The following is a 12343-nucleotide window of genomic DNA, read 5'->3' as shown; positions in this document are numbered from 1 at the left end:
GGAGGGCACCGGGCCGGGCGCGGGCGGGACGGGCGGGACGGTCCTTCCAGTGTGCCCCGTACACGATGCCCTCCCGTACGGCACCGGCCGGTCAGGGCGTGTGACGCCAGTGCTCGGCCAGGTCACCCCACAGGTAGGCGCTGGTCTCGACGCCCTTGAGGAGGAGGTCGAGCTCGACCTTTTCGTTCGGGGCGTGCCAGCCGTCGGAGGGGACGGAGATGCCCAGGAAGAGCACGGGGGCGCCGAGGACCTCCTGGAGGTCGGCGGCGGGTCCGGAGCCGCCCTCGCGTGTGAAGCGGACCGATTTCTCGAAGGCGCGGCCCATGGCGCGGACCACGGACTGCAGTGCGGGGTGGTCGAGCGGGGTCAGGCACGGGCGCGTGGCCGCGCCGAAGCCGATCTCGCACCGGATCCCGGCGGGCACCTGGGTCTCGGCCCAGGCGCGGACGGCCTTCTCGAGGTGGTCGGTGTCCTGGCCGGCGACCATCCGGAAGGACAGCTTGACCATGGCCGAGGACGGGATGATCGTCTTGTTGCCGGGGCCCTGGTAGCCGCCGCCGATGCCGTTGACCTCGGCGGTCGGGCGGGCCCAGATGCGTTCGAGGGTGCTGTATCCGGCCTCGCCGTGGGTGGCGCGGGACTTGGCGGTGTCCAGCCAGCGCTGCTCGTCGAAGGGAAGCTCGGCGAAGAGTTCGCGTTCGCGGTCGGTCAGCTCCACGATGCCGTCGTAGAAGCCGGGGATCGCCACGCGCGCGTGCTCGTCGTGCAGGGCGGCGACCAAGCGGGCCGCTGCGGTGGCCGGGTTGGGTACGGCACCGCCGAAGGAGCCGGAGTGGATGTCCTGGTCGGGGCCGTACAGCCGGATCTCGCACTCGGCGAGGCCGCGCATGCCGGTGCAGACGGTCGGGGTGTCCTCGGACCACATGCCGGTGTCGGAGACGATCACGGCGTCGGCGGCGAGCCGGCCCGCGTGCTCCTCGACCAGGGCCCGGAAGTGCGGGGAGCCGGACTCCTCCTCGCCCTCGATCAGCAGCTTCAGGTTGACCGCGGGGGCGGTGCGGCCGGTGGCGGCGAGGTGGGCGCGGACACCGAGTGTGTGGAAGAACACCTGGCCCTTGTCGTCGGCCGCCCCGCGCGCGTAGAGACGGTTTCCGCGGACGACCGGCTCGAAGGGGTCGCTGTCCCAGCCGTCCTCGCGGGCGGCGGGCTGCACGTCGTGGTGGCCGTAGACCAGGACGGTGGGCGCCTCGGGGTCGCCGGAGGGCCACTCGGCGAAGACGGCCGGGGCGCCGGGGGTCTGCCAGACCTCGGCGGTCGGGAAGCCCGTCTCCTTGAGCTTGGCGGCGAGCCAGTCGGCGCTGCGCCGTACGTCGGGAGCGTGGTCGGGCTGGGCCGACACGGAGGGGATGCGCAGCCATGCCGCGAGGTCGTCGAGGAAGGCGGCGCGGTGCTGCTCGATGTACGTGCGGACGGCGCTGTCCGGGGTCTGGCTCATGCTCACGAGCCTATCGGCCCGCGCCGACATCCTCGGCGGGCGGTTCGTCACACTCAGCTTGCCTGGTTCGCCGTTTCGGCGTCTTCCGTGAGGAGCCGTTCCAGGGCGGCCCGGTCCGGCAGGTCCCGCAGCCGTACGACCTCGCCGGTGCGCACGTACAGGAAGGCGGCCGTGACCGACTCGGGCGGCACGCCCTGCTGCTCGGCCCAGGCCAGCCGGTACACGGCGAGCTGGAGCGGATCGGCGGTGCGGGTGCGGCTGGTCTTCCAGTCGACGATCTCGTACGTCGCGCCGTCGCCGTCGCCGTGTCTGTAGACCGCGTCGATGCGGCCCCGTACGACGCGGCCGGCGAGGGTGAGCTGGAAGGGCGCTTCGACCCGGTAGGGGGTGCGCCGGGCGTACTCGGTGCGTTCGAAGGCCTCCTTCAGGGCTTCCAGGTCCTGTTCGTCGGCGATCTCGGCGTCGCTGCCCGGCAGCTCGTCGGGCTCCAGCAGGGGCAGCGTCAGCTCCTCGAAGCGGGCTTCGACCCAGGCGTGGAACCGGGTGCCCCGGCGTGCGGCCGGTTGCGGAGGGCGTGGCATGGGGCGCGCGAGTTCCTGCGCGAGCCCCTCCGGGTCCTCGGCCAGGCGCAGCAGCTGGGAGGCGGTGAGCGCGGCGGGCAGCGGGACGTCGGTGACGGTCTGCCGGGCGCGCAGCAGCTCTCCGGTGAGCGCGTCCAGGTCACGGTCCCAGGAGGCGATGGTGCGGGCCTCCTCCGGAGTGAGGTCGGTAAGGTTCCGCGGCTCGGCGGGGCGGAGGTGGTGCGGCGGGGCGGGCGCCTGGTGCGGGACCGTGGGCCGGCCGGCGCGCCAGGCGTCCCGGCGGGCGGGGGCGTCCGGGGCGGGGGCGGACGCGTCGTGCGGCGGTTCCTCGTCGCCGACGGCGACCGCGGCGCCCCGGGGGCCCTCGCCGGCCGGCACGTCCTCGTCGTAAAGAAAGTGATCGTCACCGTACGAATCCTCGTCGTACGGATCCCCGTCGTGCGGAAAGTCACCGTACGGCTCCTCGCCGTAGGGATCGTCGTCCGGGGGCGGGGGCCAGTCCGGGTCGTCGAGGGCGGCGGGGTCGTGGGCGGCCGGCGGGTGGGCCGTGTCCTGGGTGGCGAGGGTGTCCAGGTGGGCGAGGACGGTCTCGGCGGCCGCGCGGCGGCGGGCCAGGGCCGCGGCGTCCAGCGGGAGCGGCCACACCTGGTCGGCGCCGGCCGCGTGCAGGGCGGGATTCTCTTCGTCCTCGGCGGGCTCCTCGGCCCAGGCCTCGATCTCGCCGTATCCGGCGGCGCAGTGGTCGTGCAGGGCCTGGAGGAAGTCGGAGGGACCGCGCGGCTTCTTCTGGCTGGGCCCCCACCAGTGGCCGGATCCGAGCAGGAGGGAGCGGGGGCGGGTGAACGTGACGTAGCCGAGGCGGAGCTCCTCGGTGTGCTGGTGGTCCTTCATGGCCTCGTGGAAGGCCTTCATGCCGCGCGCGTCCCAGCTGTCGACGTCGGGCAGGGTGTCGGTGTCGCCGCGCAGGGCGTGCGGCACCACCTTGGCCTGCGCCGTCCACTTCTCGCGGCCCTGTGCGCTGGGAAAGGTGCCCTTGACCAGTCCGGGGACGGCGACGACGTCCCACTCCAGGCCCTTGGACTTGTGGGCGGTGAGCACCTTGACGGTGTTCTCGCCGCCGGGCAGGGCGTTGTCGAGTCCCTTCTCGTACTGCGCGGCGGTGCGCAGGAAGCCGAGGAAAGCGAGCAGGGTGGCCTCGCCGTCGCTCGCCGCGAAGGACGCGGCGACATCCAGGAAGTTGGACAGGGTCTCGCGGCGGCGGGCGGCCAGGGCGTGCGGGGACGCCGACAGCTCCACCTCCAGGCCGGTGACGGCGAGCACGCGGTGCAGGACGTCCATCAGCGGGTCGGACAGCGAGCGGCGCAGATCGCGCAGTTCGGCGGCCAGGCGCGCGAAGCGCACGCGCGCGTCCGGTGAGAACGGCAGCCCGTCGTCATCCGCCTCGGCGTCCATGGGTGCTTCGAGGAAGGTGTCGAGGGCGTCCGCGAGCGATATCACCTCGGCCGGGTCGACTCCTTCGACGGCGGCGGCGAGCCTGCGGTCGGGGTCGTCGGTGTCGTCCACGCGCGCGTGGGCGACCAGCAGGCGGGCGCGGCGGCCCAGCAGGGCGAGGTCGCGGGGGCCGATGCGCCAGCGGGGGCCGGTCAGCAGGCGGACCAGGGCGGCGTTGGCGCCGGGGTCCTGCAGGACCTCGCAGACGGCGACGAGGTCGGCGACCTCGGGGAGGTGCAGCAGCCCGGACAGGCCGACCACCTCGACGGGGACGTCCCGGGCGACGAGGGCGCCCTGGATCTCGGCGAAGTCGGTCGCCGTACGGCACAGTACGGCGATCTCGCCGGGGGCCGTGCCGGTGTGCACGAGGTGGGCGATCGAGCCGGCGATCCAGTCGATCTCCTCGGCGTGGGTCGGGAGCAGGGCGCAGCGGACCGTGCCGTCGTACTCGGCGCCGGGGGCCGGGCGCAGGGCCTCCACGCCCGCGTGCATGGCGCGCAGGGGTTCGGCGAGGCCGTTGGCGAGGTCGAGGAGGCGGCCGCCGCTGCGACGGTTCTCGCTGAGGGCCTGCCGGGTGGCTGGGCGGCCGTCGGCGTGCGCGAAGTGCGCGGGGAAGTCGTCCAGGTTGGCGACGGAGGCGCCGCGCCAGCCGTAGATGGCCTGGCAGGGGTCGCCGACCGCGGTCACCGGATGGCCCGTGCCGCCGCCGAACAGGCCCGCCAGCATGACGCGCTGGGCCACGGAGGTGTCCTGGTACTCGTCCAGGAGCACCACGCGGAACTCCTCCCGCAGCAGCCGGCCCACCTCGGGGATGCGGGCGAGGCGGGCGGACAGGGCGATCTGGTCGCCGAAGTCGAGCAGGTCGCGTTCGCGCTTGGCCCTCCGGTAGCGGCGGACGAGGTCGGCCAGTTCGCGGCGGGCGGCGGCCGTCTCGGGCACCTTGCGCAGGTCGGCGTTGGTGAGCTTGGCGCTCTGGAGGGTGCGCAGCAGGTCCGCGTCCCAGGAGCGCAGTTCCTCGGGGTCGACGAGGTGTTCGGCGAGCTCGGAGTCGAGGGCGAGCAGGTCGCTGACGAGGTCGGCGAAGGAGCGGGTCAGCGCGGGGTAGGGGCCGGGTGCCTCGCGCAGCACGCGCGCGGCGAGCTGGTAGCGGGTGGCGTCGGCGAGCAGCCGGGAGGTGGGCTCCAGGCCGAGGCGCAGACCGTGGTCGGTGAGGAGGCGGCCGGCGAAGGCGTGGTACGTCGAGATCACGGGCTCGCCGGGCGGGTTGTCGGGATCGATGACGTCCGGGTCGGTGACGCCGGCCTTGATCAGGGCCCTGCGGACGCGTTCGGCCAGTTCGCCGGCGGCCTTGTTGGTGAAGGTCAGGCCGAGGACCTGTTCGGGAGCGACCTGGCCGGTGCCGACCAGCCAGACCACGCGGGCGGCCATCACGGTGGTCTTGCCCGACCCGGCTCCGGCCACGATCACCTGCGGGGCGGGCGACGCGGTGATGCAGGCCGTCTGCTCCGGGGTGAACGGGATGCCGAGGAGCTCCTTGAGCTGCTCGGGATCGCTGATACGGGCGGGCATGCCGGAAGGCTAGCGGCGGGGACTGACAGTCGAGCGCCGTTCCGCCCTTCGGGGAGGAAGAAGCGCAGGTCAGCCCATGTGGTGCCATGCGTCACTCCGGCACCTGGCGGTGGCTCAGTCGACGACGTGCCGCCCCTCTGGCCGGGCGCTGCACGAGGCGCGGAACGCGCAGTGGGTGCAGTGCTGGCCGGTGTTCGGCGCGAACCGCTCGTCGAGGACCTTGCCGGCGGCGGTGGCCAGCAGCTCGCCGACCCACTCCCCCGCCAGCGGCTCCTGGGTCTGCACCTTGGGCACGCTGTCGCCCCCGTCGCGCTTGGCGGCGCCCTGCCTGAGGTGCACCAGTTCGGCGCCTCCGGGTTCGGGACGTACGCCGTCGAAGGCCTCGTCCACGGCGCCTTCCCGGACGGCGAGCTGGTAGACGGCGAGCTGGGGATGGCGGGCCACCTCGGCGGCGCTCGGTGCCTGCTTGCCCGTCTTGAAGTCCACGACGTAGGCACGGCCCTCGCCATCCGTCTCCACGCGGTCCATCTGGCCGCGGATGCGGACCTCGTAGTCACCGGCTTCGAGGGTGACGTCGAAGTCCTGCTCGCTCGCCACCGGGGTGCGGCCGGTGCGGTCCAGTACATGCCAGTTCAGGAAGCGTTCGAGCGCCACGCGCGCGTTGTCCTTCTCCTGCTGCGACTTCCAGGGCGCGTCGAAGGCCAGCGCGTTCCACACCGAGTCCAGGCGCTCCATGAGGACGTCGAGGTCGGCCGGGCTGCGGCCGGAGGCGACCTCGTCGGCGAGGACGTGGACGACGTTGCCGAAGCCCTGTGCGGTGGTGGCCGGGGCGTCCGCCTTCACCTCTCTGCCGAGGAACCACTGGAGCGCACAGGTGTTGGCGAGCTGGTCGAGGGCGCTGCCGGAGAGCACGACCGGCCGGTCGCGGTGGCGCAGCGGAACCTTGCTCTCCGTGGGGTCGTACATGCCCCACCAGCGGTAGGGGTGCGCCGAGGGCACCAGGGGGCGGCCGTCCTCGTCGGCGAGGGCGGCGAGCCGGGCCAGGCGGCGGGCGGCGGCCTCCCGCAGGGCGGCGGACGCGCGCGGGTCGACCGTGGTGGCGCGCAGCTCGGCGACGAGCGCGGCCACGGACAGCGGGCGGCGGGGGCGGCCGGTGACGTCCCGGGGCTCGACGCCGAGCTCGGTCAGGAAGCGGGACGGCTGGTCGCCGTCGTCGGCCGGTGCCTTCACCGCGGTGACGACGAGACGGTCGCGCGCGCGTGTGGCGGCCACGTAGAACAGGCGGCGCTCCTCGGCGAGCAGTGCGCCCGGTGTGAGCGGTTCGGCGAGTCCGTCGCGGCCGATGCGGTCGGCCTCCAGGAGGGAGCCACGCCGGCGCAGGTCGGGCCACAGGCCCTCCTGGACACCGGCGACGACGACGAGCCGCCACTGAAGGCCCTTGGCGCGGTGCGCGGTCATCAGACGGACGGCGTCGGGGCGTACGGCGCGGCGCGTGAGCGTGTCGGCGGCGATGTCCTCGGCGTCGATCTCCTCCAGGAAGTTCAGCGCGCCGCGGCCTCCGGTGCGCTCCTCCGCGCGCGCGGCGGTGGCGAACAGCGCGCAGACGGCGTCCAGGTCCCGGTCGGCGTTGCGGCCGGCCGCGCCGCCGCGCCGGGCGGCCCGTTCCAGGCGCGCGGGCCACGGCGTGCCCTCCCACAGGTCCCACAGCGCCTCCTCGGCCGTACCGCCGCCCGCGAGCCGTTCGCGGGCCTTGCGGAGCAGCGCGCCGAGGCGCTGCGCCCCGCGCGCGTACGCCGGGTCGTGCACGGCCAGGCGCTCGGGTTCCGCGAGCGCTCGTGCGAGCAGTACGTCCGAGGGGGGCGGCAGCGGGTTGCCGGCCGCCCGCTCCTCCCAGCGCAGGGCACGGCCGAGGCGGCGCAGGTCGGCCGGGTCCATGCCGGCGAGGGGGGAGGCGAGCAGGGTGAGCGCGGTCTCGGTGTCGAGCCAGGAGACGTCCGGGGCCGGCTCTGCGGTGTCCTCGGGGGCGGCGTCCGCGGGAGTGGCGTCCGCGGCGGCAGCCTCTTCAGAGGCGGTCTTTTCGCGTTCTCCAGGTTCCCCGGGTTCTTCGGAAAGGACGGGAGCCCCTGCGTTCTCCTCGTGGCTCAGGGCCTCCGCCGTGGCCACCGCGCGCAGGGCCGTCAGCAGGGGGGCAACCGCCGGTTCGTGGCGCAGGGGCAGGTCGTCGCCGTCGATGTCCAGCGGAACGCCGACCGCGGTGAGGGCGCGGCGGAGGGTGGGCAGGGTGCGGGAGCCGGCCCGGACCAGGACGGCCATGTCGCTCCAGGCGACGCCGTCCTCCAGGTGCGCGCGGCGCAGGATGTCCGCGATGTTGTCCAGTTCTGTACCGGCCGTCGGGTACGTGTAGACCTCGACGCGGCCCCCGTCCCGCAGGGCGGCCGGCTCGCGGTGGGCGCGGACCTTGTCGGCGGGCAGCCTGGGCAGCGGCATGCGCTGGGTGATCAGGCGCGTGGCGGCCAGCAGGGCGGCGCCGGAGCGGCGGGAGGTGCGCAGCACCTCGATAGGGGCGGGACGGCCGTCCGCGCGCGGGAAGGCCGCCGGGAAGTCGAGGATGCCGTTCACGTCGGCGCCCCGGAAGGCGTAGATCGACTGGTCGGGGTCGCCGAAGGCGACCAGGGTCCGTCCACCGCCGGCCAGCGCGTGCAGGAGCCGTACCTGGGCCGGGTCGGTGTCCTGGTACTCGTCGACGTACACGGCGTCGTACTGGGCGGCGAGCCGCGTGGCGGCCTCGGGGCGGCGGGCGAGCAGGACCGCGCGGTGGACCAGTTCCGCGTAGTCGATCACGCCCTGCATGTCGAGCACGTCCAGGTACTCCGCGAGGAACGCGGCCGCGGCGCGCCAGTCGGGGCGGCCGATACGGCGGGCGAAGGCGTCCAGCGCATCAGGACCGAGGCCCAGCTCGCGGCTGCGGGCGAGGACCGCGCGGACCTCGTCGGCGAAGCCACGGGTGGTCAGACAGGCGCGCAGCTCGTCGGGCCAGCGCATGTGCGCCAGTCCGAGCCGCTGCAGTTCGGGCTGCCCGGCGAGCAGCTCACGGACGGTGACGTCCTGCTCGGGGCCGGAGAGCAGCCGCAGCGGCTCGGCGAACAGATCGCTGTCCTGGTGGGCGCGCACCAGTGCGTAGCAGAACGAGTGGAACGTGGTCGCGCGGGGCGCGCGGGCGGCGCCGATCCGCAGGGCCATGCGGTCGCGCAGGTCGACGGCGGCCCTGCGGCTGAAGGTCAGCACCAGGATGCGCTCGGGATCGGCGCCGCGGGCGATCCGGGCGGCCACGGACTCCACGAGCGTGGTGGTCTTGCCGGTGCCGGGACCGGCGAGGACGAGCAGGGGGCCGGCGCGGTGGTCAACCACGGCGCGCTGTGCCGCGTCCAGACGAGGGGGGTCGACGGCGGCCGGCGGGGTACGGACCAGTCGGTAAGCGCCACGACCCGCCTGCCGCACCGGGGGGTGCGGCAGGCGCCTGGTGGAGGAAGAGGAGCTCACGTGATCGGCCGGTCCTGGTGTTCGTGCTGATGGGCGGGCGGTCACGCGTGCGGGGCGGTGGCCGCGGGGTGAGGGGGACACGCGCAGCCGACGCTACGCCGCCGCAGGGGACGGAAGCAGGGCTTCCGCTTCTTCCCTCGCGGCGCTGGTGCCACGTAAGTCCCACAACCCACGAACGTACGTCATGCCACGGATGTCCCCCACGTCACCCATACGGGCTACGGGCTCTCCCCGAGGGCATCGGATGGCGGAAGCTGTCAGATGTGACCACCCGCGTCCGTTCCGCCGTCCCATCGGGCCCGCCGCATGTCGATCCGCGGCAGATGCCCCTCGGCGCTCCTGGCCGCCTCCTTCAGCGGCGTGCCCTCCGCGCGGTAGTGGGCGAGCGCGCGCAGTTCGTGGCCGGGCAGCAGCGCCCCGTCGGCGCGCACCACACGCCACCACGGGACGGCACCTCCGTAGAGCGACATCACCCGGCCGACCTGGCGCGGTCCGCCTTCGTCAAGCCACTCGGCGACATCGCCGTACGTCATGACCCGCCCCGGCGGGATCCGCTCGGCGACCTCGAGGACCCGCTCGGCGTACTCCGGCAGCGCGTCCGCGTACTCCTCGTGGGTGTCCTCGCCAGGGCTCCGCTCGCTCATTCGCCCCATCCTGCCGCACCCCACCGACATCGCGGCGCGGACCGCGGGGAGCGGCCCTCTCGCCCCCGGGCGGCGCTTCCGGCAGACTGTGCGCCCGCGCATCCGCACCCTGATGCCCCCGTGTGTCGGTGGGGCATGCCACCATCGTGCGGGCGGTGACTGGTGATACGAGACCAAGAAGAGACGATGAAGCAGCAGGGCGTGCACCCCGAAGGCGCGGCGGGCACCCCTGCCGCCGCCGCGCGCCCCGACACCGCCGACGGCGCGCAGGACGACAGCACGCGCGCGCGTGAGAACAGCGCGGCCGACGCAGGCGACGACACCGAGGGAGCGCACGTCCCGGAGAACACGCCTCCCGGTCATGGTCCGGGTGCCGACGACGATCCGCACGCCGAGGCCGTGGAGGGCGACGAACCGTTGCTCCCCGCGCGCGTGCACCGCCCCTCGGACCTCATGCGGCTCCTGGTGGGCGTGCTCGCCATCGTGGTGCTGCTCGCGATCGCCGCGTTCGCGCACGGCACCACCTCGGGCTTCGAGCAGGACATCAACAAGGGCACCGGTCAGGCCCCCGACCTGCTCATCAAGATCGCGGGTCTGGCGTCCAGCATCGCCATCCTGCTGGTGCCGGTCGCCTTCGCGATCGAACGGCTGATCAAACGTGACGGGCTGCGCATCGCCGACGGCGTCCTCGCGGCGGTCCTCGCCCACGGAGTGACCCTCGCCACCGACCTGTGGGTCGCACGAGCCGCCCCGGACTCGATCCAGGAGGCGCTCACCCAGCCCTCCCCGGGCGACATCCACGCCCTGACCGACCCCGTACACGGCTATCTGGCACCCGTCATCGCCTACATGACGGCCGTCGGCATGTCCCGCAGACCCAGATGGCGCGCGGTGCTGTGGATCGTGCTGCTGCTCGACGCGTTCTCGATGCTGGTCACCGGCTACACGACCCCGTTCTCGATCATCCTGACGGTGCTGATCGGCTGGACCATCGCCTACGGCACGCTGTACGCGGTCGGCTCCCCCAACGTGCGCCCCACCGGGCAGACCCTGATGGCCGGCCTCAGGCACGTGGGCTTCCACCCTGTCAGCGCGGCCCGCGAGGAGGCCGTGGAGACGGAGAACGGCGACCGCGGCCGGCGCTACTTCGTCACTCTGGAGGACGGCCCGCCGCTGGACGTCACGGTCGTGGACCGGGAACAGCAGGCCCAGGGCTTCTTCTACCGCGCGTGGCGCAATCTCACCCTGCGCGGCTTCGCCACCCGCTCCAGCCTCCAGTCACTGCGCCAGGCGCTGGAACAGGAGGCACTGCTGGCGTACGCGGCGATCGCGGCCGGCGCCAACGCGCCCAAGCTGATCGCCACCTCCGAACTCGGTCCCGACGCCGTCATGCTCGTCTACGAGCACACCGGCGGGCGCACCCTCGACTCACTGGCCGACGAGGAGATCACCGACGAGCTGCTGCGCAACACCTGGCACCAGGTGCAGGCGCTGCAGTCGCGGCGCATCGCACACCGCAGGCTCGCGGGTGACGCCATTCTGGTGGATCGTTCCGGCAGGGTGATCCTCACCGAACTGCGCGGCGGTGAGATCGCGGCCGGCGAGCTGCTGCTGCGCATGGACGTGGCCCAGCTGCTCACGACGCTCGGTCTGCGGGTGGGCGCCGAGCGCGCGGTGGCCTCGGCGGTGAGGGTGCTCGGACCCGACGCGGTCGCCGACTGCCTGCCGCTGCTCCAGCCGATCGCCCTGACGCGCTCCACGCGCGCGACGCTGCGCAAACTGGCCCGGGAACAGGCCCAGCGAGAGCGCGAGGCGGTTCTGGAGGCCTCCCGGCAGGCCAAGCAGGTGCGGGCGGAGGAAGCCGCAGCGGAGGGCGCTGAGGCCGTCGGCAAAGCCGACAAGAAAGCCGTACGCGCCCAGGCGCGGGCGGAGAAGCGGGCCATCGACGAGGCCCTCGAGGAAGCGCGTGAGGAGGATCTGCTCACCCTGATCCGCCATGAGGTGCTGCGGATCAGGCCGCAGGCGCCGGTGGAGCCGGCCCGGCTGGAGCGGGTGCGGCCGCGCACGCTGATCAGCGTCTTCGCCGGTGCCATCGGCGCGTACTTCCTGCTGACGCAGCTCACCCACATCGAGTTCGGGCCGCTCGTGGCCAACGCCCAGTGGGGATGGGTCGCCGCCGCCGTGCTGTTCTCGGCGGTCAGCTACGTGGCGGCGGCGATGCAGCTTCTGGGGTTCGTGCCGGAGCGGGTTCCGTTCCTGCGGGCCGTGGCGGCTCAGGTGGCCGGCTCGTTCGTGAAGATCGTGGCACCGGCCGCGGTCGGCGGTGTGGCCCTCAACACGCGGTATCTGCAGCGCGCGGGGGTCCGGCCGGGGCTCGCGGTGGCCAGCGTGGGCGCCTCACAGCTGGCCGGGCTCGGCTTCCACATCCTGATGCTGCTCTCCTTCGGCTATCTCACCGGCACCGAGAAGACGCCGTCCCTGTCGCCGTCCCGGACGGTCATCGCAGGCCTGCTGACGGTCGCGGTGCTGGTGCTGGTGGTGACCTCGGTGCCGTTCATGCGGAAATTCGTCGTCACGCGCGTGCGGTCGCTCTTCGCGGGTGTCGTGCCCCGCATGCTCGACGTGCTGCAGCGGCCGCAGAAGCTGATCACCGGCATCGGCGGCATCCTGCTGCTGACGTTCTGCTTCGTGATGTGCCTGGACGCCTCCATCCGGGCGTTCGGCGACGGCTCGACCTCGCTCAGCATCGCCAGCGTCGCCGTGGTCTTCCTCGCCGGCAACGCGCTCGGCTCCGCGGCGCCCACCCCGGGCGGCGTGGGCGCCGTGGAGGCGACCCTGACGGTCGGCCTGATCGCCGTCGGCCTGCCCAAGGAGGTCGCCGCCCCGGCCGTGCTGCTGTACCGCCTGCTGACGCTGTGGCTGCCGGTGCTGCCGGGCTGGCTGGCCTTCAACCAGCTCACCCGCAAGGGAGCCCTGTAGGGCACGCGCGCGTATCCCGCCGGCGCGGGTGTGCGCGTACCTCG

Annotated in this window: 5 protein-coding genes; 1 reads left to right on the top strand and 4 read right to left on the bottom strand. The window is 73.7% G+C overall.

The genetic code is table 11. The features are described 5' to 3' along the window. Positions 1 to 91 precede the first annotated feature (91 nt). The 4 genes from ACQPXS_RS29970 to ACQPXS_RS29955 all read right to left on the bottom strand — a co-directional run bounded on the left by ACQPXS_RS29970 (position 92) and on the right by ACQPXS_RS29955 (position 9320). Entirely contained in the window at positions 92 to 1495 is a 1404-nt protein-coding gene (locus tag ACQPXS_RS29970) for a dipeptidase (protein ID WP_433452359.1), read from the bottom strand. Positions 1496 to 1548: 53 nt separating this feature from the next. After that, entirely contained in the window at positions 1549 to 5136 is a 3588-nt protein-coding gene (locus ACQPXS_RS29965) for an ATP-dependent helicase (protein WP_433452357.1), read from the bottom strand. Positions 5137 to 5250: 114 nt separating this feature from the next. Further along, positions 5251 to 8676, bottom strand: a complete 3426-nt coding sequence (locus ACQPXS_RS29960) for an ATP-dependent helicase (protein WP_433452355.1) — start codon at positions 8674 to 8676, stop codon at positions 5251 to 5253. 257 nt (positions 8677 to 8933) lie between these two features. Continuing rightward, the gene (locus ACQPXS_RS29955; protein WP_433452354.1) at positions 8934 to 9320 is read right to left on the bottom strand and encodes an MGMT family protein; all 387 of its coding nucleotides are present in this window, start codon (positions 9318 to 9320) and stop codon (positions 8934 to 8936) included. A 186-nt stretch (positions 9321 to 9506) separates the two neighbouring features. On the opposite strand from ACQPXS_RS29955, the gene ACQPXS_RS29950 reads away from it, so the two are divergent. Beyond that, positions 9507 to 12299: a lysylphosphatidylglycerol synthase domain-containing protein gene (locus tag ACQPXS_RS29950; RefSeq protein ID WP_433452353.1), complete on the top strand. Its 2793-nt coding sequence runs from the start codon at positions 9507 to 9509 to the stop codon at positions 12297 to 12299. The last annotated feature ends 44 nt before the right edge of the window (positions 12300 to 12343 follow it).

The sequence above is a fragment of the Streptomyces sp. CA-142005 genome, from assembly GCF_050942335.1.
Lineage (GTDB): Bacteria > Actinomycetota > Actinomycetes > Streptomycetales > Streptomycetaceae > Streptomyces.
This window is presented reverse-complemented; position numbering and strand designations above follow the sequence as displayed.

What these genes read in the sequence shown, in the direction of transcription:
- ACQPXS_RS29965 (WP_433452357.1), bottom strand. Translation starts at nt 5,136, where the DNA reads ATGCCCGCCCGTATCAGCGATCCCGAGCAGCTCAAGGAGCTCCTCGGC.
- ACQPXS_RS29970 (WP_433452359.1), bottom strand. Translation starts at nt 1,495, where the DNA reads ATGAGCCAGACCCCGGACAGCGCCGTCCGCACGTACATCGAGCAGCAC.
- ACQPXS_RS29950 (WP_433452353.1), top strand. Translation starts at nt 9,507, where the DNA reads ATGAAGCAGCAGGGCGTGCACCCCGAAGGCGCGGCGGGCACCCCTGCC.
- ACQPXS_RS29955 (WP_433452354.1), bottom strand. Translation starts at nt 9,320, where the DNA reads ATGAGCGAGCGGAGCCCTGGCGAGGACACCCACGAGGAGTACGCGGAC.